19 protein-coding genes are annotated in these 23,760 nt (G+C 38.8%); 10 read left to right on the forward strand and 9 right to left on the reverse strand.

Features of this window, described 5'->3' with window-relative positions; translation table 11 throughout:
* The first annotated feature begins 2 nt into the window (after positions 1 to 2).
* On the forward strand, positions 3 to 812 hold the full coding sequence (gene minD / locus J8L73_RS06625) for a septum site-determining protein MinD (RefSeq protein ID WP_211001129.1): 810 nt from the start codon (positions 3 to 5) through the stop codon (positions 810 to 812).
* Between the two features lies 1 nt (position 813).
* Positions 814 to 1,077: a cell division topological specificity factor MinE gene (gene minE / locus J8L73_RS06630; RefSeq protein WP_004586362.1), complete on the forward strand. Its 264-nt coding sequence runs from the start codon at positions 814 to 816 to the stop codon at positions 1,075 to 1,077.
* Between the two features lie 156 nt (positions 1,078 to 1,233).
* Here minE and rnd read toward each other — a convergent pair whose 3' ends face one another.
* From rnd to J8L73_RS06645, 3 genes are all read right to left on the reverse strand, one after another.
* Complete coding sequence (gene rnd, locus J8L73_RS06635; RefSeq protein WP_211001128.1) at positions 1,234 to 2,364, reverse strand: ribonuclease D; 1,131 nt, start codon at positions 2,362 to 2,364, stop codon at positions 1,234 to 1,236.
* Positions 2,365 to 2,415: 51 nt separating this feature from the next.
* Positions 2,416 to 4,068 carry a long-chain-fatty-acid--CoA ligase FadD gene (gene fadD / locus J8L73_RS06640; RefSeq protein WP_211001127.1) on the reverse strand — a complete coding sequence of 551 codons (1,653 nt, stop codon included), beginning with the start codon at positions 4,066 to 4,068 and terminating at the stop codon, positions 2,416 to 2,418.
* Between the two features lie 115 nt (positions 4,069 to 4,183).
* The gene (locus J8L73_RS06645; protein ID WP_211015591.1) at positions 4,184 to 5,035 is read right to left on the reverse strand and encodes an alpha/beta hydrolase; all 852 of its coding nucleotides are present in this window, start codon (positions 5,033 to 5,035) and stop codon (positions 4,184 to 4,186) included.
* Positions 5,036 to 5,443: 408 nt separating this feature from the next.
* Here J8L73_RS06645 and J8L73_RS06650 point away from each other — a divergent pair, with 408 nt between their 5' ends.
* Positions 5,444 to 6,733 (forward strand): alkaline phosphatase, encoded by a 1,290-nt coding sequence (locus J8L73_RS06650; RefSeq protein WP_211015593.1) that lies wholly within the window; start codon positions 5,444 to 5,446, stop codon positions 6,731 to 6,733.
* A gap of 60 nt (positions 6,734 to 6,793) precedes the next feature.
* Here J8L73_RS06650 and J8L73_RS06655 read toward each other — a convergent pair whose 3' ends face one another.
* The 5 genes from J8L73_RS06655 to J8L73_RS06675 all read right to left on the reverse strand — a co-directional run bounded on the left by J8L73_RS06655 (position 6,794) and on the right by J8L73_RS06675 (position 14,094).
* Positions 6,794 to 7,123 (reverse strand): hypothetical protein, encoded by a 330-nt coding sequence (locus J8L73_RS06655; protein WP_211015595.1) that lies wholly within the window; start codon positions 7,121 to 7,123, stop codon positions 6,794 to 6,796.
* Between the two features lie 67 nt (positions 7,124 to 7,190).
* A complete protein-coding gene (gene tsaB / locus J8L73_RS06660) occupies positions 7,191 to 7,895 on the reverse strand; it encodes a tRNA (adenosine(37)-N6)-threonylcarbamoyltransferase complex dimerization subunit type 1 TsaB (RefSeq protein ID WP_211015597.1) in 705 nt (234 codons plus the stop codon).
* A 9-nt stretch (positions 7,896 to 7,904) separates the two neighbouring features.
* A complete protein-coding gene (locus J8L73_RS06665; protein ID WP_211001122.1) occupies positions 7,905 to 9,821 on the reverse strand; it encodes an ATP-dependent DNA helicase in 1,917 nt (638 codons plus the stop codon).
* Between the two features lie 162 nt (positions 9,822 to 9,983).
* Positions 9,984 to 11,843 (reverse strand): M28 family metallopeptidase, encoded by a 1,860-nt coding sequence (locus J8L73_RS06670; protein ID WP_211015598.1) that lies wholly within the window; start codon positions 11,841 to 11,843, stop codon positions 9,984 to 9,986.
* A 64-nt stretch (positions 11,844 to 11,907) separates the two neighbouring features.
* Positions 11,908 to 14,094, reverse strand: a complete 2,187-nt coding sequence (locus J8L73_RS06675; protein ID WP_211015600.1) for a pre-peptidase C-terminal domain-containing protein — start codon at positions 14,092 to 14,094, stop codon at positions 11,908 to 11,910.
* Positions 14,095 to 14,626: 532 nt separating this feature from the next.
* Between J8L73_RS06675 and J8L73_RS06680 the strand changes: the two genes are divergently transcribed.
* Positions 14,627 to 15,910, forward strand: a complete 1,284-nt coding sequence (locus tag J8L73_RS06680) for a sodium:proton antiporter (protein ID WP_211015602.1) — start codon at positions 14,627 to 14,629, stop codon at positions 15,908 to 15,910.
* 223 nt (positions 15,911 to 16,133) lie between these two features.
* Complete coding sequence (locus J8L73_RS06685; RefSeq protein WP_247659592.1) at positions 16,134 to 18,035, forward strand: cytochrome c/FTR1 family iron permease; 1,902 nt, start codon at positions 16,134 to 16,136, stop codon at positions 18,033 to 18,035.
* Between the two features lie 79 nt (positions 18,036 to 18,114).
* On the opposite strand, the gene J8L73_RS06690 is transcribed toward J8L73_RS06685, so the two are convergent.
* Positions 18,115 to 18,363 (reverse strand): hypothetical protein, encoded by a 249-nt coding sequence (locus J8L73_RS06690; RefSeq protein ID WP_211015604.1) that lies wholly within the window; start codon positions 18,361 to 18,363, stop codon positions 18,115 to 18,117.
* A 435-nt stretch (positions 18,364 to 18,798) separates the two neighbouring features.
* Here J8L73_RS06690 and hisG point away from each other — a divergent pair, with 435 nt between their 5' ends.
* The 5 genes from hisG to hisH are packed head-to-tail and all read left to right on the forward strand — an operon-like array spanning position 18,799 to position 23,749.
* A complete protein-coding gene (gene hisG, locus J8L73_RS06695) occupies positions 18,799 to 19,698 on the forward strand; it encodes an ATP phosphoribosyltransferase (protein ID WP_004586378.1) in 900 nt (299 codons plus the stop codon).
* A gap of 5 nt (positions 19,699 to 19,703) precedes the next feature.
* The gene (gene hisD, locus J8L73_RS06700) at positions 19,704 to 21,005 is read left to right on the forward strand and encodes a histidinol dehydrogenase (protein ID WP_211015606.1); all 1,302 of its coding nucleotides are present in this window, start codon (positions 19,704 to 19,706) and stop codon (positions 21,003 to 21,005) included.
* Positions 20,995 to 22,104: a histidinol-phosphate transaminase gene (gene hisC / locus J8L73_RS06705; protein ID WP_211015608.1), complete on the forward strand. Its 1,110-nt coding sequence runs from the start codon at positions 20,995 to 20,997 to the stop codon at positions 22,102 to 22,104. Before hisD ends, hisC begins: the two co-directional genes overlap by 11 nt.
* A complete protein-coding gene (gene hisB / locus J8L73_RS06710; protein ID WP_211015610.1) occupies positions 22,101 to 23,162 on the forward strand; it encodes a bifunctional histidinol-phosphatase/imidazoleglycerol-phosphate dehydratase HisB in 1,062 nt (353 codons plus the stop codon). The genes hisC and hisB overlap by 4 nt, the downstream gene beginning before the upstream one ends.
* Positions 23,159 to 23,749, forward strand: a complete 591-nt coding sequence (hisH, locus tag J8L73_RS06715; protein ID WP_064387245.1) for an imidazole glycerol phosphate synthase subunit HisH — start codon at positions 23,159 to 23,161, stop codon at positions 23,747 to 23,749. The genes hisB and hisH overlap by 4 nt, the downstream gene beginning before the upstream one ends.
* Positions 23,750 to 23,760 lie beyond the last annotated feature (11 nt).

Genomic DNA, 23,760 nt, shown 5'->3' on the forward strand with positions numbered 1-23,760 from the left:
TCATGGCAAAAGTAATTGTCGTTACCTCAGGTAAAGGCGGTGTTGGTAAAACAACATCAAGCGCTGCAATTGGCACCGGATTAGCATTAAAAGGCTACAAAACAGTAATTATCGATTTCGACATTGGTTTACGTAACCTTGATTTAATCATGGGTTGTGAACGTCGCGTTGTATACGATTTTGTAAACGTAATTAATGGTGAAGCAAACCTTAATCAGGCGCTAATAAAAGACAAGCGCGTAGAAAAACTATTTTTACTTCCTGCTTCGCAAACTCGAGATAAAGACGCACTTACCCGTGAAGGTGTTGAGCGTGTACTTAACGAATTGAAAAAAGATTTTGACTACATCGTATGTGACTCTCCAGCAGGTATTGAAGCTGGCGCGATGATGGCAATGTATTTTGCTGATGAAGCAATAGTAACAACAAACCCAGAAGTGTCTTCAGTTCGCGATTCAGACAGAATTTTAGGCATTTTACACAGCAAATCTAAACGTGCTGAAGAAGGCCTAGAAAATATTAAAGAGCACTTATTATTAACGCGTTACAATCCTGAGCGTGTTGAGAAAGGTGAAATGTTATCGGTAGAAGACGTACAAGATATTCTATCTATTCCTCTTTTAGGTGTTATCCCTGAGTCGCAAGCCGTATTGAGCGCATCTAACTCAGGCCAACCTGTAATTTTAGATGGCGATTCTGATGCTGGCCAAGCCTATGCAGATGCAATTAATCGCTTATTAGGTGAAACAGTCGATTTTCGCTTCTTAGACGTTGAGAAAAAAGGCTTATTTAAACGGATTTTTGGAGGTTAATGTGTCTTTACTTGACTACTTCCGCTCAGAAAAGAAAAACAGCGCGTCATTAGCAAAAGAGCGATTGCAGATTATTGTCGCGCACGAACGTTCTCAACGTGGAACGCCGGATTACTTACCACAATTAAAACAAGATATTTTAGATGTGATCCGAAAGTATGTGAACGTAAATACTGACGCAGTTCAGGTACAATTTGATCAAAACGAAGACGATTTAGCGGTACTTGAACTAAACGTGACACTACCTGACGAAGAAAAGAAGTAATATTAAAAACGGCACTTTGAGTGCCGTTTTTGTTTAGTACTCATTTGCGTAATTAAAATAGTATTTAAAATTATTGCAGATTAATAGCAACACCCATCGTATGTATATGGGTGTTTTTTGTGTTTAGTTGAGTAAGCATTAAAGCCCGTTTCAACCTTATTTATCCCACTCTTTTAGTGTTTCTTTTATATAACTATAGCGCCACGAACTTAGTAAATCTGGCTTAATATGCTTTTGTTTTTGCTCATTAGTGAGCTTCCAATTCCAGCTTATAAGTTGATTAACTTGTTTTTTAGAAGCCATTACGTCTTCTGGTATATTGTGCTCTTTAGCCACTTTAGTTACTTTTTGTTTTATATCTTTAGCTACTTTTTTATAAGAGGGAAAATCTATTAAACGTTTAAGCACAGGAGGATGAAGCTCTTCAGGCATTGCTTTAGCAGTTTCAATACATTTTAGTATTTCTACACCTGAGCGATTAACTTCCATCGATTCAACACCCGGAATTTGTCTAAGCGAATTTAAGCTCGAAGGCCCTCGTTTAGCAATTTCAGTCATATTGTGTTCTTTAAGCACAAAGTTAAGCGCTAAATTTTTTCGTATTGCTTTGTTACGTCTCCACACAGCTAGCTCTTTTAGTACTGCCAGCTCATGCGGTTTTAATTGCCATGCATTTTTTATGTCTTTATATAAAAGATCATCGGGTGTTTGAAACGCACGTTTATTTGCAATTAACTCGCTCTCATTTATTACAATATCAAACAAATCGGCCTCATTAATACGCTCTATAATCAGCTCAAAACAAGGTAATAAATGAAAAGTATCGGCAGCTGCATAATCTAATTGTTTTTTAGTTAAAGGACGCTGAAGCCAATTGGTACGCGATTCACTTTTGTCTATTTCTATTCCTAACAACTCTTTTACCATTAAGGCAAAGCCCATACAGTTGCCCTCACCAAGTAACTGCAGTGCAAATTGAGTGTCAAATAATGGAGCAGGAACAAAGCCTGCGTATTTTTGAAAAACTTCGATATCTTCTGAGGGTGAATGCAGTACTTTTAAAACAGCGGGATCTTTTAAAATCTCCCAAAAATCAAATAGTGAAAGTTCAGCAAGTGGATCTATTAATGCTAAATGTTCACCATCAAAAACTTGGATCAGTGCAACCTCTGGATACAAAGTGCGACGGCGCATAAATTCGGTATCAATTGCTAAGATAGGTTTACTTTTAATTTGCTCAACAAAAGTATTAAGCTGATTTTGTGTTTCGATCAATTGGTATTGCACTTAATCTCCTACAATAAAAAAGCCGGCTAATGCCGGCTTTTTTATAGGTTGCTAATCTTTCAAGGCTCTTCTGAGTATTTTACCTACGTTAGTCTTAGGTAACTCATCTCTAAACTCTACCAGTTTAGGGACCTTGTAATTAGTTAAATTATCACGACAGTGATTTATTATATCTTTTTCAGTTAAAGAAGGGTCTTTTTTCACAACAAAAACTTTAACTTGTTCGCCACTTACATCGTGAGGTATACCAATAGCTGCTACTTCAAGCACACCATCATGCATAGCAACGACTTCTTCTATTTCATTCGGGAAAACATTAAAGCCAGAAACAATAATCATGTCTTTTTTACGATCTACTATGTAAAAGAAACCTTCATCATCGTATGTTGCTATATCGCCTGTTGCAAACCAGCCATCTTTTAAACATTCAGCTGTTGCATCTGGGCGATTATAGTAACCAAGCATTACTTGTGGGCCTTTAACCCATAACTCACCTGGTTCACCTTTGGCTGCTTCTTCGCCATTATCAAGCATAAGCTTAATTTCTGTGTTTGGCGCAGGTAAACCAATTGAACCATTATAAGCTTCTAAATCGTATGGGCTTACGGTTACAAGTGGTGCACACTCGGTTAAACCATACCCTTCCATTAGTTTAGAGCTTGTTACTTTTTGCCATCTCTCAGCTACAGGGCGCTGAACGGCCATTCCACCACCAAGCGACATTTTTAAATGACTAAAATCAAGTTCCGCAAAACCCGGTGTATTCAATAAACCATTAAATAATGTGTTTACTCCGGTTATTGCAGTAAAGTTGTGCTGGCTAAGCTCTTTTACAAACGCAGGCATATCACGTGGGTTTGTAATTAATACGTTTAAACCACCATATTTCATAAACGTTAAGCAGTTCGCCGTTAAAGCAAAGATATGATAAAGCGGTAAAGCAGTAACAACTACTTCTGTGCCTCTATCTAATACTTTGTCTAGACAGCCTGATACTTGCTCGAGATTTCCGACCATATTACCGTGGCTAAGCATTGCACCTTTAGATACACCGGTAGTACCACCTGTGTATTGTAAGAAAGCTAAGTCAGATAATTGCATTTCCGGGCGGGTATATTTAGCGGCATCGGCGTTAAGTACATCAGAGAATTTAATTACATTAGGTAAGCTGTAGTTTGGCACCATTTTCTTTACGTACTTGACTACAAAATTAACTATATGCTTTTTAACACCACCAACTAAGTCACCCACTTGCGTAACAACAATGTGTTTTACATCTGTTTTTGCAAGTGCTTTTTCAAGCGTATCTGCAAAGTTTGCCAAGATAAAAATAGCGGTAGTATCAGAATCTTTAAGCTGATGCTCAAGCTCACGCACTGTATATAGCGGGTTAACATTAACCACAACACAACCTGCGCGTAGTACACCTAAAATAGTAATAGGGGTTTGTAACAAGTTAGGCATCATAACAGCGACTTTGTCGCCTTTTTTCAAACCTAAATCATTTTGAATATATGACGCTACTCTTTTTGTAGCATTATCTATTTCATCATAAGTTAAAGTTTTACCCATGTTAGTAAATGCGGGTAAATCTTTGTAATCAGAAAAACTTTTTTCGAACACTTCGAGTAACGAGTTATAATGCTCAGGATCGATTGTTTCAGGCATACCCTCTGGGTAGCGCTTAAGCCAGATTTTTTCCACTCTTAGCCCCTGTTTATAATTATATTTTTATTAACCTTAATCTAAGTAAGGCACTTTCACAATTGAGCAAATACTCTAATGCAGGAATAATCCCACATTTTACGTAAACTTACAATTAACATGCACCATTTTGCTGCATAAAGTCTTGAATATGCTCAAAACATAACTCACTACTTTGCATATGGCAATGATGCCCACCAGACACATTAATTACCTTTAAGTTATTGTAATAACTAATATACTTTTCTAAATTTTGTTTTACAAACGAATACCCTTCGTTCCCTAAAATTAATTGACATGGTGCAGTTAATTCTTTTATTGCACCAATACATTGCGCTTCATCAAACCTAAAACCTGAATGATTTTTAAGCTTAGGATCTGTGGTTAAAACAAAACCTTCTGTAAGCTCTTGTATATTGCGCTGCATTAATAACGCTATTTGCTTACTATTTAAGTCAGTTGTTTGAGCACGCGCATCATAAATTTGTTGTTTAGATTTATGAAAACGCGGTTTTTTATTTTTTAATCTAGCCCTGTTTAAAACTGCACTTTTAAGCTGCTCACATACTTCATCGCTTGGCGTCGTTATACACCCAATGCCTTCTATAAAGGTTACGCTTTTAACCTTTTCACTAAAACAGCTAGCATAAAGTCCCGCTACCATAGCCCCCATAGAATGCCCAACTAGGTGTATTTTTTTAAAATTAAGTGCAGTTATAAACTCATGTAAATCATTAATATAATCTACAAAATAATAATGTGCATCATCGCTTCGCCAACTTGATAAGCCATGCCCTACTAAATCAATACAATACCATGTTTCATCAGGCTTTGAATTATTCAACATAGGCAAAAAACTATGACAATTATCTAACCAACCATGCAGCGCTATAACTATCTCGGTGCCAGAACCAACTTTTAAGCCATGAATATGTAAGTTGTTTGTTTTAATATCAAATGGCTGCACATAAAACTCCTTACTTATTTAAGCGCGTCGGTATTTATATCATACATGTTGTCAGACCACTAACCCCTCAAATGGTGCCAAAATTCAGCATGTAATATATATTTGATTTATAAAAAAACGCCAATGCTTTTAAAGTATCTATATTTCATAGACTTAATGAAGTTATTTAGATACGGATATATTTTAAACATGTGTTACCGGCTCATGATAGATTAAAATTCCACCTAATTTGCTTTATATATAAAGTGTATAACTAGTATAAATATAATAAATACCCCTAATGTTAGCTCTTATTTAATATTCTTAAAGCGCAATTATTACAAAAACGCTAGATATTCATTTATTTATAAGGCTATCGGTATACAATATCAGCGGCTATTAAATAAGGTACACTCATAAGGTACAACAATGAAAAAACAATTAAGCTTATTAGCACTGTTATGTGCTTCTTCTGGCGTACAAGCAGAGTCTGCGCCTAAAAATGTCATATATATGATTGGTGACGGTATGGGTCCTGCATACACGACTGCTTATCGCTATTTTAAAGACGACCCAGCCACCAAAGACGTTGAAAAAACAGTATTTGATTCAATTTTAACAGGCATGGCTACTACTTACCCTGATGATCATACTTATGTAACTGACAGTGCTGCAGGTGCTACTGCACTTAGCAGCGGTCATAAAAGTTATAACGGTGCTATTGCAGTAGATACCAAAAAAGCACCTGTAAAAACAATGTTAGAAGTAGCCCGAGAACAAGGGATGACCACCGCACTTGTTGCGACATCACAAATAAACCATGCTACGCCAGCAAGCTTTGCAGCACATAATGAATCACGCAATAATTACGATGATATTGCCAATGACTATATCGATAACAAAATTGCAGGTAAATTACCGGTCGATTTAATGTTAGGCGGTGGTACTCAGTATTTTATTCGCGAAGACCGTAACTTAGTAGATGAGTTTAAAGCTGCAGGTTATCAATATGGCGACGATATTAAAAACCTAAATCAAATAACACAAGTGCCTGCAATTGGATTATATGCTCCTAAAGGTCTACCTTTTGCACTTGATGAAAACCCAACGCGTTTAACTCAGCTTACCTCCAAAGCACTTGATTTACTTGATGGCCAAAATAAAGAAGGCTTTTTTGTAATGATTGAAGGCAGCCAAATTGATTGGTGTGGTCACGCTAACGATATTGCGTGTGCCATGGCGGAAATGGATGACTTTGCTAAATCTATCGAAAAAGCAAAAGCCTATGTCGATAAAAATAAAGATACCATATTAGTAATTACAGCCGATCACTCGACTGGTGGTTTAACCCTTGGCGCACACGGTCAATATAAATGGGAAACAGATGTAGTGAAGGGTGTTAAAGCAACAGCAGGTAAATTAACTCAGCAGTTACTTGAATCAGACGACCTAAAATCAGTGTGGAATGCTAACACTAATATTGAATTTACGACTGAAAATAAAATAAAGCTTGAGCAAGCTAAGCAAATGGGCGATAAAGCGCTTAATTTAGCGGTTAAAAGTATTATTAGTGATACGAGCTTTACTGGTTGGACTACAGGCGGGCATACCGCAGTAGACGTACAAGTATTTGCTTATGGTAAAGGGAGTGAGCAATTTATTGGTTCACAAAACAATACCGATATTGCAGATAAATTAATTGGCTTTATTGAAAAATAATAGTTAGCACTAAACGTAAAAGCCCGAACACGTGTTCGGGCTTTTACGTTTTTAAAGACTTTAAGCGTATATATCTACGCCTATTAAATCTTGTACTTCTGCTCTGCGTTCTAAATTAGCAAACTCTGTATAAGTAGAAATTGCTTTGCTAACTTGTGCAGTAGGCTGATCGTAAATTGTTTGGCTGAACTGCGCAGTACTCGCGCTGGCTTTAAAAAACTCATTTGCGCGCTCTACACCCTCTTTACTGCTTTTTACATACTCAGTGTCTGTTTTTTGCGTTGTATTTTGATCAGCAACACTTTGAGGTTTATTTGTGACAACACTTTTTGAGCTTACTCTACCAGGAATATCCCCAGCAAAAAAACCAGAACCAATGGGCAATGTCATAAACAAACTCCAAACTTAAACATGGCTAAAATTATGATTTAAAATTAAACAATTTGCAAACTTAAGCCTATTCGCGACCAGGTAGCTTTTTCCACGTAACCGTATCTCGTACATATTTTGGTTGTGCATCGCTTGCTTTAACACCATTACCAGCTAAAAATTCTGCATCTACAAGGGCGAGCATAAAACGTGCATCTGGCAGTGTAATTTCACTATTAATAGAAACGTTATCAAAACTGTCCAGTGAATCTGGGTAAGTATTGAAGCCTGTACCAACAGCTGTATAGCTTTGCTCGTTATCTGAAATATAATCGGCGTTTAAAAGCTCAGGCTTTAATACACATTCTTGATTAACAAGCTGCATTAAATTGTTATTAGCTTGATACTGAGCAAAGTAAATTTCGCCCATTCGAGCATCAATAGCTGGGTATACATGAGTACTGCCGTTTTGCTCAAAAGCTTGCTGCGCCATAATCGCAAGTGTAGACACCCCAATTAATGGTAAGTTAGTTGAATAAGCTAACCCTTGTGCAATTGCAACACTTATACGCACGCCAGTAAAGCTACCTGGTCCTTGGCCAAAACCAATGACATCTAAGTCTTTTAATTTACAGTTAGCTTTACTTAGTAGCTCATCTATAAGCGGAAGAATTTTTTGGCTATGCTGCTGTGGGCATTCTTCAAAATGATGAAATGTTTGTCCCTTTACATGTAAAACAATTGAAAGCGCTTCTGTTGAAGCATCAAGGGCAAGAATATTACTTTTGATCATTTTAGTACTCTAATTAATTTGTTTTAAAAATGTATTGGCATCTTCTAAGCTTCGCGTGCGGCGCATAGGCGGTAAGCTTTTTAAAAATACTTGGCCATATTGGCGTGTTACTAAGCGATTATCGCATATTACTAATACGCCTTTGTCTTTATTATCGCGTATTAAACGCCCTACACCTTGCTTTAGTGCAATAACAGCTTGTGGAAGCTGGATATGCGCAAATGGGTCTTTACCTTGCATTTGGCAATCTTGCATTTTAGCTTGCAATAAAGGGTCATCTGGTGCGGCAAACGGTAACTTATCAATAATAACACAGCTTAAAGTGCTACCGCGCACATCCACGCCTTCCCAAAAAGAAGCGGTGCCAAGCAGTACTGCGTTGCCATGGCGGGTAAACTTTTCAAGTATGATACGTTTAGACATTTGCCCTTGCATATACACTGGGTAATCTATTTGCGTGGTTAAGCCTTCGGCAACCAAGTGCATCATTCTATAACTGGTAAAGAGCACAAAGCAGCGCCCCTTTGCCGACTTAATTAGTTCAAGTGTTAGCCTAACAATCGCATGAGGCATATTGTCTGCATGTGACTCAGGTAAAAACCTGGGTAAACATAATAACGCTTGGTTTGGATAGTCAAATGGGCTATCTACCATCATACTTTGTTTGGGCTTTAGTCCTAAACTTGCATTAAAATGCTCAAGCTTATTATCTACAGATAGCGTAGCTGAGGTAAACACAAAGCCCGCGCCTGTATCTTCCATCATTTTAGCAAATTTAGCTGATACATTTAACGGTGTAATATTAACCGTTAAATAGCGCCTTGTTGTTTCGTACCAGTAACTAAACCCTGTTTGAGCTGTATCAAATACACGCTCTAGCTGACCTTTAAAAGCAAGTGTTCGCTCAAACGGGTGTTCTATTTTATCACTTCGCTCTAAGCATAACTTTAATACTTGATACACAAAGTCTAAATCGCTTATTACTCTGTGCAGTGCTGCACATATTAATTTATCACTAAGCTTTTCGCGCCAGTCACCACGGCTGCCATCAACACCAAACTGTAAACGTAAATCAGCTACACTCGTTTCAAGTTTATTTAAGCTTTTACCCAATTGCAGCATATCAGGAATTTCGGCCCGGTAAATTGCACGTAAATCGTTAATTAAATCAACCAGCTTTTTAGTACTTATACTTTCGCCAAAGTAATCACTCGCAATTTCACTTAACTGATGGGCTTCGTCAAATATGTAAGCATCTGCAGTGGGCATAAGCTCAGCAAAACCTGAGTCTTTTACTGCCATGTCTGCAAAAAATAAATGATGATTTATAACAACTACATCTGCTTCGGCTGCATTTAATCGCGCTTTACGTATATAACAACTCTGAAAGTCGGGACATTCTTTACCTAAACAGTTATCGGCGGTTGAGTTTACATAAGGCAACACTTTGGCGTCTTCTTCAATGCCAATACAATCGGCTAAATCACCCGACTGTGTTTCGCTTGCAAACTTTGCGACCATCGCCAGTTGATGCATTACATCCGAGTCATCTGTGGGTACGTGTGCAACATGTTGATTTAATCGATAGGTACATAAGTAATTGGCACGCCCTTTTAGTAAAGCCGTTTTTTTAGAGGCGCTTAGCGCTTTAACAAGTTGAGGTAAATCGCGGTGATAAAGCTGTTCTTGCAGGGCTTTTGACCCCGTTGAGATAATGGTTTTACCTTTTGATTTTAGTGCGGGTGCTAAATATGCAAATGTTTTACCCGTACCGGTCCCCGCTTCTACCACTAGCTGGGTGCTATTTTTTAATGCATCTGCAACAGCTACGGCCATATCAATTTGAGGCTGGCGAGGTGTATAACCCTCAAGCGATAATGCCAGTGGTCCGGTTTCACTAAACAGCTGTTTGATAATGCCAATCACTTTAAAATAAATAATAGCGGGATTTTACGTAAGCTATACATCAAGGGCAAGTATTTAAGTAAGCAGCGCAAGTACAAAATAAGGGAGCATAGCTCCCATTAATTAATTCATCTCTACTTAGCAACATAATAGTTATATTGGTAAGCTATTTGAGGATGCGTTTCATTGCGCAGTAATATTTAATGAAATATCACTTGCAGCACTGTACCCTTTTAAATCTATATACCACTTACCACCTTGAGGATTAGAAATACTGCATTGTTCACTATTGCCATTTTTGTATGGCCTACATACATAAACTTGCTCGGATGATTGACTATTAAAATTTACATACAAATCAGCATCACCTGAGCCACCAGCTATGCTTATATTTAAAGAAGAATACCCAGCTTGTAATTCTTGTGTAAACCTAACCCACTGGCCTGAGGAAACACTAATATTTTCTTCAATGCGGTTAACTGGCTCTAAGTTATCTTCTTCGGTATAACTAGCTATGAGCGATACATTAGCTATGTCGTTCCAAGCCTCTACCATCACGTAATAAACTCCCGCTTGAGTGTTTAAAATATCACAGCTTTCATTGCTAGATGAGGTTGCACTTTTACAGTCGTAACTAGCAAGCGACGGTGCAGAGTTATATTTCACATATAAATCAGCATCGCCACTGCCACCAGCGGTAGAAAAGTTTAAATTACTAATATTATTCGTTACTTGTAGCGTGTAAAAAAGTTGCTCTTTAGCATTAGCTGCTATATCTGTTACTGCGACCCCGTTTTGTAGCTCATTATTATTTACTGGGGGTATTTCTCCAGCATTTTTAGCCATTTCAGCTAAATAACTAACGGCTAACTTTGCAAATTTACTTGCGTGTTCAGCATCAAAAGCTGCATCATTTTCGCTATGTATTAACGGGTTGATATCAGCCATTTTTGACTCAAACGGTATCGATGCTGAAAAGCCTTGTTGATACCACGAAGCATGATCAGAACAACCATAACCACACTGATCAAATCCATAAGTAACCGCAGGTAAGTATGTATCAATTAACTGCCCTAAGTACTGATTTTGTGAATTAGTAGTGTAATCAGTCATCATAACAATATCTTCACTGCTACCATTGTTACCGGTCATATCAAATTGCACCATACCAATCACATTTTTACCTTGTGATTTATACGCTGTAGCAATCTCCTTTGAACCTCTAAGACCCACTTCCTCAGCAGCAAAAGCCATAATTTTAATCGTTCTTTGGGGTTTATAATTCTGCTCTACCACAGTACGAAGTGCTTCAGTTAAAACCGCAATGCCTGATGCATTATCATCAGCACCGGGTGAACGCCCATTGCTTGGGTTTGACTGATTAATAGAATCTAGATGACCACCAATAATTACAATTTCGTCTGCTTTTTCACTGCCGTTAATAGTTACAATAACCGATGACTGAGACCAACTATGTGTAAAATAATCAACTGAAATATCATTTCTAGCACTTGCAAGTTGCTGCCAATAACCTTTTAACCATTGGGCTGCATCTACACCAGTTTGAGATGAATAGTAACGGTTATAAAAATTACTTAATGTATTAACCGTATTTGTTAGATTAATCTCGCTTACACGATTTATTAGCGCTTGGACTGTTTGTGAATTATCTATGGTGTAGCTAGTTGAAATATTGGCAAGTTGATTTTGAACAGAAGCTAATTGCTGAGTATATTGCTGTGCTTCACTTAGTGAACTATGCGCAACAAATCCACCACAGCGGTTGTAATTGTGATGCATAAACTCACTCAATTGAATGATATTTTCTTGCTCAATTTTCATTAAGTTTACCGAATCCATATTTGTATTCTGTACGCTTAATAATTGTTCCTTTTGTATAAATGTTTTTTGGGCTTGTTGATAATGTTTTGCAGCAGCCGGATCAATACTAACCCAAATGCTTTCATTATTTTGAGCATATAATGTCGACGATGTTAAGAGAGTAGATGCGCATAATAGGGAAGTATAAATAGAACTTTTCATAAGTATTCCTTGTTATTAAATACAACTTTGAAAGAAAGGGAGCGAGAGCTCCCTTAAAGTAGGTTTAATTTGCTGAAATACTAAGCGTTACACCACTTGCAGAACTGTAACCGCGTAAGTCTATATACCAAGTACCTGCTTGTGGAGCATCAAAGGTACAACTTTCACTATTGCCATTTTTATACGGGCGACAAAGATATGTACCCGTACTTGATGCTGATCCATAATTTACGTACAAGTCAGCATCACCACTTCCACCAGATATAGAAACATCAAGTGACGTATAACCTTCATTTAATGTTTGTGTAAACCGTGTCCACGCACCCGCGCCAACACTCACATTAGTTTCTGTCACATTAATAGGGGTAACTTCGCCACTACTACTGCCATCAAAACTCCCCGTTAGAGAAACGCCAGAAATAGCATTCCATGCTTCAACCATTACATAGTAAGTTCCGCTTTGAACATTACTAATTGAACAACTCTCAGTACTTGATGAAGTGGTACTTTTACAATCAAAGTTATTTAACGTTGGTTTTGCTCCAAATTGTACATAAAGATCAGCATCACCTGATCCACCATTGGTATTAAACACTAAATTACTTGCTCCAGCAGGCACCTCTAACGTAAAAAACAGTTGCTCTTTAGAAGAACCACTTATGCCAGTGCGAGTTACGCCATTAATTAATGCTTCATCGTTAGTTGGGGGAGGTGTTGAGCTACATGTGCTACCTGAACTTAAATTAGAGGTTACTCCCACAGCACTTAGCGCTGCCTGTACATCACTTGGGTCATAGTTTAAATCACATGCTGCATCCATTACGCCATTACCTGCTAAATCCCAATCTGTACTTGCGCTCCAATAAAGCTGATTTGCTCTTGTCATTACAATAAATGCTTTTTTTGTATCCCAACCGGGTGTGGTAGCCAAATTATAAAAAGCTTTATTAAATACACCAGAGCTATGGTGTACATCCATCCCAGAGTAATAGCTCGATTGATTATCTATTGAATTACCATCTTGCGTTGGGTTATTCATGTAGCGAAGCGCACCATTGCCTTTGAATATATCTTGGCCAACTAACCAATCGTTAGTGCCTTTCATATAAAACTCAGCCGCTTCACCCGCCATATCAGAAAAAGCTTCATTTAAACCACCCGATTTGCCACTGTAAATTAAGCCAGAGTTCTGTTCAGTAAAACCATGGCTGACCTCATGGGCCGACACGTCTAAACTAACAAGCGGATAAAACGTGTTTTGGCCGTCACCGAAGGTCATGGCGCTGCCATCCCAAAATGCATTTTCATAGTTACTACTGTAGTGAACTCGCATTTTTAACTGAAAGGTAAGGGGTGGCGTACCGATCCAATCGTTATACATATTAAAAATTACATTTCCGAAATAATGCGCATCATTAAGTGGAGAATAAGCACCATTTATTTCTTTAAAAGTATTTTCAGGACACGTAAAAGAATAGGCAGACGTACCACTTGTACCACCGTTGAGATTTATGGTGCGTACATTTGAGTTATTCATCGTACAATTATTGCCTGACTGAGTAACATCTAAACTATCGAAGTCAGTGCCGTATATGTATTTCCCTGTTTTTAAATTTCCGCCAGGACCTGTCGCATCTGCATGTTGAAGATTGTCAAAGCTAAGCAGTACTTCTCCAGAATTAGCATCAATGATCTGGTAAGGTCTAGAAGGCGATTTTCCATAGGTGACATACGACACCTCATAAACCAAGTGCGCTTTACTTTGCTGATCGACCCAAATAGCCAATCTAGATTTTTCATTATGTTTTTTTAAACCAATTGTTTTTGCTGCAACACCCACATTTTGGCTTTGGAGCATAGCCTGTGTAGCTGATAATTTAGCACCAACATCGCTTATATCACCTTCAATGTCATACACTGCTGCGCCGTGCGCTTTTTTTAGCATGCCGTTTCTAAATGTAAGGCTTACAGTATCCCCTATTACGGGCAATCCTTGATAAGTTTGTTGATACCGACGAGTCACTTCCCCGTTATTGCTCGTAAACTCTTTTAGTACAACTAATTCGTTCCTTACACTCAACCCAATTAATTCTTGAGGACTTGTAGATAGTAGTGATACAGAATTAGATTGCACCATAGTATTTATAGCCGCTTGTTGATTTAAGTATTTCTTATTCGCAGCTACTGCATCTGTTGCTTGAACAAAAGTTAAAGCAGCAAAAGTTGCTAAGGTGATTTTTGATAAATTCACGTTTACGCTCCGTTAAAATATTTAGTTTGTAGTGGAATTGTATTAACCGGAACTACCTGTACCCGATTAGGGATCAAGCATATGTTACAAATTTAAGTTTTAAAAATTAAACATTTAATTTACAAGTAAAGTATTAGTTTAAAATTTAACCTATTTAATTACAGTCAGTTAATGATTTAGTGAAAAACAATCAAAAACTCCATTTAACATTTTGTAAACATATATTTACTTAAAATTACATTGATTGATATTTTAAAGAAGGCGTAGAAAAAAATTGAAGAAGATAAAAACGGTTAATTAGAGCAATGTTTAATGTTGGTTTAGTCAACTACCTTCACCAAGTAACCCAGTATTAAAAAATGCATTACAACACGTAACAACAGAAATTATACATTAACCAAATGTCCTACAGGACATAATAAATATAGCTAATCAAACCATAAAGGCTGTGACACAGGTAAAGCACAGAGGTACCATACGCGGGTTTAAAATTTCCTTTTTTTCTATCGTAAATAAATAGTAAGGTTAGCCAATGAATGCTTGGTATCTCATTTGTTTTCTCTCTGCCATTGCAATTTTTATTGCTTTTGCAAACCAATATATCCTCAAAATGCAAACTACTATTGCCATTACAACTGGCTCAGTCGTTATTTCTTTATTATTGATTGTTGCCGTTAAATTATTAGGTGATCAAAATGCCTTAGCCATGACCCAAATCGTCTCTAGCATTAATTTTAATGAATTATTACTCAAAGGTATGCTCGGATTTTTACTTTATGCTGGCGCACTGGAAATTAACCTTATGGCGCTTCGTAAGCAGCGCTGGGAAATAACCGCATTAGTGCTATTTTCTACTATTGCTTCAACTTTTATAGTGGGCTATTTAAGTTTTTATCTGTTCGCATTATTTGGCTTTGAAGTACCATTTATATACTGTTTATTGTTTGGCGCACTTATTAGCCCAACAGATCCCATTGCCGTATTGGCTATTATTAAACAAATGCGCGCACCAGAGGGTATATCGGTGCAAGTTGAAGGCGAGTCTTTATTTAACGACGGTATAGGTCTGGTAATATTTACAACTATTTTCTCGGTTGCTTTTTATGGCACGGATGCACAATTTGGCGATATAGCAGAGCTCTTTTTTGTAGATGCCCTAGGCGGTATAGCCTTTGGTTTGGCTATTGCTTTAGTGGGTCACTTTTTAATTATTAACAGTCGCGATGTAAATATTCGTTTATTGATAACGTTAACTATTCCTACTGCAGGTTTTGCTGCTGCAAATATTTGGGAAATTTCGGGTGCACTTGCTATGGTAACAAGCGGCATATTGATGGGTAATATTACCCGCACTAAAGCAACAGAACGCACAGGCCCAGAAGATACGCGCTACGTAAAAGATTTTTGGCATGCAACCGACAGCTTTCTAAACGCACTTTTATTTTTAATAATTGGCATGTTAATAGTAACAATGCCAATTACGCTTGGTGAAATTGGTTTAGGTTTATTAATGGTGCCTGCTGTATTACTTGCACGCTTTATAAGTGTGGGAACCCCATTTATATTTTTCAAACGATTTAGAACCTACGATAAACACAGCGTAAAAATCCTGACGTGGGGCGGCCTTCGTGGAGGGTTAGCACTTGCAATGGCAGCAGCAATTCCTCGCGAACAAGTGTTTATTGGTGGCTCAGACTTACATAACCTACTTGTTATTGTTACCTACGTTGTCGTTATATTCTCTATTATTGTGCAAGGTTTGACTATTTCACCGCTTATTCAAAGTAGTATTAAATCGGCTGACCAAACTAAATAGCACTAATTTTAAACACAGCGAATAAAGCTTTTGTATCTTTATTCGCTGTTATTTAAGTGTTGCAAAAGCGCTTAAAACTTTTACTAATTGTTATACTTTTAGCCAATAGCCTCGCTTTAGTTTAATCCGCTTGAAATGCAAATGAAAACGATTATAATTTTTGACTTTTCCTCTTCAGGGCTTTCCGATGTCCATAAATAATTCTCACGTATTTTTTAAATTAATGTCGTTAAGTAAAAGACAGTTTAATTTTATTCTCATCCTTTTAGTCATAACAGTTGTAAGCTTCAGTGCTTCGGCTTCAGGAAGTGAACAAACAAAAATTAAGCAAATTGCTCAACTTGCTGAATATGTAGGAGTAGATTACGTTGCCGCTGTAGGTAATGGTGAAATACTGGATTCTGATGAATACCAAGAAATGAGCGAGTTTTCACATGTTATTCTCGAGCAAGCTAGTCAGCTTTCAAGTCAAACAACTAAATTTGATACCGTAAAAACTCACGCAAAGGCGCTGCATACAGCGATTTCTAACAAAGAGAGTGTAGAAAAAGTACGAAAAGAAAGCTCTGCACTTCGCGAATCACTACTTACTTTTATGCCTCAGTTATCTTTACCAACAACACTTCTGCCAATCGAGCAAACTAAAGCACTCTTTGCTGCTAATTGTTCTATATGCCACGGCGCAAGTGGGCAAGGTAACGGGCCGCTTGCTAAAAACCTAACACCAGAGCCAACCAATTTTACTGACAAAGAGCGCGCAACCAATCGTTCGCTAATGGGCTTATATGATGCTGTAACAAATGGTATTAACGATACACCTATGGTTGCTTTTACACAGTTTAATGCGCAGCAGCGTTGGTCACTCGCTTTTTATGTAGGAAGTTTAGCATTCAAAGATGTACAAAAACCCGAAGGGACTTTTGAAAGTGTTACCGCTTCGCAAATTGTAAACCTAAACCCTGCACAATTATCGGCAGGTCAAAGTGAATCGCAAGCACACTACGTTAATTGGCTTCGTGGTAATCCAGATCAATTATTTACCGGTAAAAAGAACCCGATAACGGTAACCCGTACGCAATTACTTGCAGCGCAAGCCGCACACGCTAAAGGCAATTACTCTCAGGCGAGTGACTTAGCAATTAGCGCATACCTAGATGGCTTTGAGCTTGTTGAAAATAACTTAAATGCTTACGACGAAACTTTGCGTAAAAACATCGAACTACAACTGATGGATCTGCGTCAAACCTTCAAAAATGAGAAAGATACTACCATCGTTAACGAAAAAGTAAGTGCGGCGCTAGCACAACTTGCTAAAGCAGATAGTATGCTAAACGAAACAAAACTAACTGATGGTGCACTCCTCTCAGCAAGTTTAGTTATATTGCTACGCGAAGGCTTAGAAGCACTATTAGTTGTTATTGCGCTCATGACTGTACTTATAAAAACGCAGCGCCAAGATGCGCTTAAATACGTTCATGTAGGCTGGGTTATGGCACTCATTGCCGGCGGCTTAACATGGGCAGCAGCGCAAACATTAATACAAATAAGTGGTGCAAGCCGCGAAGTCATGGAAGGCGCAGGCGCCCTATTTGCAGCTATTATTTTGCTATACGTTGGCGTGTGGATGCACAGTAAAACCAGTGCACAACAATGGCAAAAATACATAAACGATAATATTGATAAGCGTCTTGAGTCGGGTACATTATGGGGATTAGCGGGGCTTTCTTTTATTGCCGTATACCGTGAAATTTTCGAAACGGTATTATTTTATCAGTCGCTATTAACGCAAAGCTCACAAGCGCAGTATTCATCGGTGGCTATTGGGTTTGCATTAGGTGTGGCTTTATTAGCGCTTATTGCATGGGTGTTAGTCAAATATTCGATTAAGTTACCTATTGCAAAGTTTTTTGCGTATACCACGTACTTATTATTTGCACTTGCCTTTGTATTAATGGGTAAAGCTGTCATTGCATTACAAGAGGCCGATATAGTCGCCATTAGTTCAATGCCGATAAACTTTGATATTGCACTACTTGGTTTAAAATCTACGTGGCAAGGTTTTATAGCGCAAATTGCTGTTGCAGCCATATTTAGCTTTTATATTATTAAAGCTAAAAAGCACTAACAAATATATAAGGCGTAAAAAATAACACGCCCATAATAGTAAAAAGTCATCCGTGGCTTTTTACTATTATTAATTCAGATCATGCCCACGTATCTAAATGTTTATTCCCTTCATCGTCTACAGTAATTGCTTTTTCATTATCGGTGTTTGCGCTTTTGTTGCCCTGAGCTGTTTCTAATCGTTTTTTATTTAGCGGTTGTTTTTTTTCATTTTCCAGCTTAATTTTTTGTGTTTGAGGCGTATTTTGCACACCTGCAATGTGAAAAGCGCCTTTTGGCTCGAGTTCGAGTCGTGATATTTTCCCTAAAAAAGGGATCATTATGTCCATACATTTCTCCCTAACGTTAATTTACTAAATTAGATAAAACGACCAACAAGGCCTGCTTTGTCTACATTTTAAACATTAAAACAGCAAAAAGTGAGGTTTTGCTTTCAATATTATCGACTGTTATAAGATATGCTTTAATTAGGTAAAAAAAAACTTGCCTTAGCAAGGCAGTTTATGTTTTTATGAATGTGAAATTTATTGAAACAGATTATAGCTTAATGCTCACTAAACAGCGTTAAGCAAAATAGGATATAAAAATGCGCTTAAACCTGACAACAGTACATCATCACCACCATTCACCGGAATAACCTGTCAGGTCTTTCGCTGAGAGGTTATTCCTAAAAGGAACCTCTGGCGATTCAAAACACATTGATTCATTTTCGCCCTGAGGTTCCCCTCGGGGTTTTTAGTTTTTAAATTAAAGGAAAATGAATAATGAGTAACACAAATCGTCTACGTATCGCCATCCAAAAAGGCGGTCGCCTGTCTAAAGATTGTCAAGATTTACTAAAGCAACTAGGTGTTAAATTAAACCTACGTGAGCAACGCTTAATTGCACACTCAACTAATATGCCAATTGACGTACTACGTGTGCGCGATGACGATATTCCGGGCTTAGTAATGGACGGTGTATGTGATTTAGGTATTGTTGGCGAAAACGTGCTAGTAGAAGTTCAAGCAGAACGTGAACGCCAAGGTGTACCAAGTGAAGTTAGCAAACTAGCTAAACTAGACTTTGGTTACTGCCGCCTTGCACTTGCATGGCCACAAGAGCTTGGCCCGCGTGATAAGAGCTGGTTTGAAGGTAAGCGTATTGCTACAACCTACCCAGAAATTTTAACGCAGTGGTTAAAGCGCGAAGGCATTAATGCAAGTACTGTAATGCTTACAGGTTCAGTAGAAGTTGCCCCTCGTGCAGGTCTTTCTGATGCAATTTGTGATTTAGTTTCAACCGGCGCAACACTTGAAGCGAACGGCTTAATTCAAGGTGATACAATTTTAGAATCAAACGCCTGTTTAATTCAAAATAAAGACCTTCAAGATGAAGACAAACTAGCGCTAATCAATAAGCTTATGCCGCGCCTTCGTGGTGTTAAACAAGCAAAAGAAAGCAAATACATTATGCTACACGCGCCAAAAACTAAACTTGATGAAATTTGCGAAATTTTACCAGGCTCAGGCCAACCTACTCTACTAGCACTTGCTGGGAACGAAGAGTACGTAGCGCTTCACATGGTAAGCAGCGAAACATTATTTTGGGAAACAATGGAGCAGCTTAAAGCCCTAGGCGCTAACTCTATTTTAGTAATGCCAATTGAAAAAATGATGGAGTAAGTACCATGCTTCGTTGGAATGAGGAATCTTCACAAGTACAAGCAGCGGCGCTAATGCGCCCTGCGGTTTCTGCCAGCGCAAAGGTTGAAGCGATATGCCAAACAATTATGAGCGATGTTAAAGAGCAAGGCGATAAAGCCTTACTCCATATGGCTAAAAAGTTTGATAATAGAGCTAACCCTCGTTTACGTGTACCCCTTGATGAAATAAACGCATCAGAGCAAGCACTAAGCGCAGAGCTTAAATACGCAATTGACACTGCTTATGTAAACGTTAAACGTTTTCACGAAGCGCAATTGCCTAAAGATATTAAGTTATCAACCCAACCTGGTGTTGAATGTGAACTGAAATATCAGGCCATCGAAGCTGTGGGTATTTATGTACCAGGTGGCAGTGCTCCACTGCCATCATCGGTTATTATGCAAGGTGTACTTGCGCAATTAAGTGGTGCTAAAACTGTTGTACTCGCAACCCCTGTTCAAGGTGATGAACGTATTAACCCTGCCATTTTATATGCTGCAAAGCTGTGTGGTATTACAACGTTGATTGAAAGTGGTGGCGCAGGCGCAATAGCCGCAATGGCCTACGGCACCGAATCAGTGCCTAAAGTGAACAAAATTTTTGGCCCAGGTAATAGCTTTGTAACGATGGCCAAACAACTTGTTGCGCAAACAATTCCTGGTATGGCAATCGATATGCCAGCAGGCCCGTCTGAAGTATTAGTGATTGCAGATGAGCGTGCAAACCCAGAATTTATAGCCGCAGATTTACTCTCGCAAGCTGAGCACGGCGCAGACTCGCAAGTTATTTTATTGTGTAACAGCGAAAGTATCATTGAGCAAACGCAGCAGGCGCTTACACGCCAACTTGCAAACTTAAGCCGCAAAGATACAGCCGAGCAAGCGCTTGCTAATTCTTCACTTATTTTGGTTGATTCAGTTGAGCAAGCATTTGAAGTATCGGCGCAATATGGCCCAGAGCACTTAATTTTACAATTAGCTGATGCAACTCCTTACCTAGATAAAGTTAAAAATGCAGGCTCAGTATTTGTAGGTGACTACACTCCAGAATCTGCAGGCGATTACGCATCGGGTACTAACCACGTGTTACCAACATATGGTTACAGTGCAACTTACTCGAGTTTAAACTTGCTTGATTTTTTCCGTACATACACAGTGCAAACAATTAATAAAAGTGGTTTAACGGAGCTTTCAAAAGCAATTTTACCACTTGCAGATGCAGAAGGCCTCGATGCCCACGCTAATGCGGTTTCAATTCGTTTAGAGGCAATTAAAAATGAGCAATGAGAGCGCACAAGCGACAAGCTTATTACCACAAAATATTGCAGCACTTGCTGCCTATAGCTCTGCTAAAAGTGAAAAGCTAACCGGTACAACGTGGTTAAACGCCAACGAAAGCCCTTATGCTAAAAACCTTGAACTGAGTATTGAAGATTTAAATCGCTACCCAGATCCACAACCGCAACTGGTGATTGACCGCTACGCTGCTTATACAGAGCTTGAAAGCGAAAATGTATTAATGACGCGCGGCGCCGATGAAGGCATTGAGCTCTTAGTACGCACTTATTGTGAACCAGCCAAAGACAGCATTGCGTTATTTTTGCCAACATACGGTATGTACAAAGTAACGGCTGATACTCATAACGTTGCCATTAATAGCCTAACGCAAGCGCTATTACTTGATGGCAGTGTAGATGAAATAGTAAAGGCTGTGGGCAACTCGAAACTGGTGTTTATTTGTAATCCAAATAACCCAACAGGTAGCCTAACACCGCTTAATAAAGTAAAAGCAATTGCAACAGCGCTTGCGGGTAAAGCACTAGTCATTGTTGATGAAGCCTATATTGAATTTTGCCCAGAGCAAAGCGCCACAGCACTTATAAACGAATTTAGTAATGTAGTGGTACTGCGCACATTATCAAAAGCATTTGCACTTGCAGGCCTTAGAACTGGTTTTACACTTGCACAACAAAGTGTACTGGCGCCAATTCGTAAAGTGATTGCGCCGTATCCAGTATCGGGTGTGGTGGCAAGTATTGCAGCGCAAGCAATTGCACCTGATGCAATTACATCAATGCGCCGCCAAGTGACTATTTTAAATAGCTTAAAAGCCAAACTTGTACAGTGGTTAAACGCATCCCCTGCTGCATTAAAAATTCTCACTGGTGAAGGTAACTTTGTTACCTTAAAATTAGCCAACAAAGACTACTTTAAAGTAGCGCTTGAGCAAGGTTTAGTAATGCGCGCGTTTACCCTATACGGTGAAGACGATTGGCTACGAATTTCAATTGGTAGTGAACAAGAGCTCGAACAAGTAAAAATTTGGTTAGATGGCTTACAAACGCCAGCTACCACAGCACCATTAGCAGGAAACGAAGTATCATGAGTAACCCCTATTTATTTATTGACCGCGACGGCACCATAATCGAAGAGCCAATTACCGACAAACAGGTAGACAGCTTAGAGAAGCTTGCTTTTCTACCAGGTGTTATCCCGGCTTTATTACAATTACAAGCCGCCGGTTACCGTTTAGTGATGGTATCGAATCAAGATGGCTTAGGCACAGACAGCTTTCCGACTGCTGACTTTGATATAGCACAAGACAAAATGATGGACATAATGCAAAGCCAAGGCATTAGCTTTGACGAGGTATTAATTTGTCCACACTTTGATGAGCAAAACTGTGATTGCCGTAAACCTAAAACAGGTTTATTAACTGAGCTTATGCGCTCTGGCAAAGTTGATTTAGCACGTTCATATGTAATTGGCGATCGCCAAACAGATATTGGTCTTGCACAAAATTTATGTTGTGAAGGCATTTTGTACGATGGCAGCTGGCCTGCTATTGTTACCAAGCTAACCACAGCCAACCGCGAAGGCCGTGTTACCCGTAACACCAAAGAAACCCAAATTGATGTAGCCATAAACTTAGATCAAACTAAAAACGGTAGCATAGACACCGGCCTTGGCTTTTTTGATCACATGCTTGATCAAATTCGCACCCACGCAAACATTGGTTTAAACATTAAAGCCAAAGGCGATTTACACATAGACGAGCACCACCTTGTTGAAGACATTGGTATTGCTCTTGGTGTTGCGCTTAAACAAGCACTTGGCACTAAATCGCAAATTGCACGCTATGGTTTTGCACTGCCAATGGATGAATGTAAAGCAGAGGCACAAATTGATTTATCGGGCCGTGCTTCGTTTGTATTAAACGCTAATTTTAGCCGAGAAAAAGCCGGCGATTTAGACGTGCAAATGGTTGAGCACTTTTTTAAAAGCTTAAGTGATAATGCTGCTATTAGCCTAATATTATCGGTAAGCGACGGTAACTGCCATCACCAAGTAGAAGGTTTATTTAAAGCGTTTTCACGCGCCCTTCGTATGGCAGTAGCACAAGACACGAGCCAACAAACAGCCAGCTCTAAGGGATGTTTATGATTGCCATAATTAATACAGGTTGTGCCAATATAAATTCTGTACGCTTTGCGTTTGAACGCTTAGGGCAAACGCCAACAGTAATTACTTCACCAGAGCAATTAGCGGGTTTTGAGCGCGCTATATTGCCTGGCGTTGGTCATGCATCGGTTGCTATGAAACGCCTAGTAGATAACGGCTGGCAACAAGCGATAAACGAATACCAGCGCCCGCTTATGGGTATTTGTTTAGGTATGCAGTTACTGTGCGAAAGCACCGAAGAAGGTAACGTACAGTGCTTAGGTAAAATACCAGGGCAAGTAAAAGCCCTTGATGTTGGCAGTTTAACGTCGCCGCATATGGGTTGGAATAACTTAAGCATTAATAAAGAGCATGCACTTACTAAAGGGTTAACACAAGACGAGCAAGTGTACTTTGTACATAGCTTTGCGCACACCGTAAACGATGCAACACTTGTAAGCGGCGAATACGGCCAAACCTTTTCAGCCATTGTTGCTAAAGACAATTACGCTGGCATGCAATTTCACCCAGAGCGCAGTGCAAAAGTAGGCACACGTTTATTACAAAATTTTGTTGATTGGCAGCTATAAACTGTCCATTA

This window comes from Pseudoalteromonas sp. MMG006 (genome assembly GCF_018101025.1).
Taxonomy (GTDB): domain Bacteria; phylum Pseudomonadota; class Gammaproteobacteria; order Enterobacterales; family Alteromonadaceae; genus Pseudoalteromonas.

Coding starts and splice junctions, on each gene's coding strand:
- minD (WP_211001129.1), top strand. CDS start 3: ATGGCAAAAGTAATTGTCGTTACCTCAGGTAAAGGCGGTGTTGGTAAA.
- J8L73_RS06650 (WP_211015593.1), top strand. CDS start 5,444: ATGAAAAAACAATTAAGCTTATTAGCACTGTTATGTGCTTCTTCTGGC.
- J8L73_RS06655 (WP_211015595.1), bottom strand. CDS start 7,123: ATGACATTGCCCATTGGTTCTGGTTTTTTTGCTGGGGATATTCCTGGT.
- tsaB (WP_211015597.1), bottom strand. CDS start 7,895: ATGATCAAAAGTAATATTCTTGCCCTTGATGCTTCAACAGAAGCGCTT.
- J8L73_RS06670 (WP_211015598.1), bottom strand. CDS start 11,843: ATGAAAAGTTCTATTTATACTTCCCTATTATGCGCATCTACTCTCTTA.
- J8L73_RS06680 (WP_211015602.1), top strand. CDS start 14,627: ATGAATGCTTGGTATCTCATTTGTTTTCTCTCTGCCATTGCAATTTTT.
- J8L73_RS06685 (WP_247659592.1), top strand. CDS start 16,134: ATGTCGTTAAGTAAAAGACAGTTTAATTTTATTCTCATCCTTTTAGTC.
- J8L73_RS06690 (WP_211015604.1), bottom strand. CDS start 18,363: ATGGACATAATGATCCCTTTTTTAGGGAAAATATCACGACTCGAACTC.
- hisG (WP_004586378.1), top strand. CDS start 18,799: ATGAGTAACACAAATCGTCTACGTATCGCCATCCAAAAAGGCGGTCGC.
- hisD (WP_211015606.1), top strand. CDS start 19,704: ATGCTTCGTTGGAATGAGGAATCTTCACAAGTACAAGCAGCGGCGCTA.
- hisC (WP_211015608.1), top strand. CDS start 20,995: ATGAGCAATGAGAGCGCACAAGCGACAAGCTTATTACCACAAAATATT.
- hisB (WP_211015610.1), top strand. CDS start 22,101: ATGAGTAACCCCTATTTATTTATTGACCGCGACGGCACCATAATCGAA.
- hisH (WP_064387245.1), top strand. CDS start 23,159: ATGATTGCCATAATTAATACAGGTTGTGCCAATATAAATTCTGTACGC.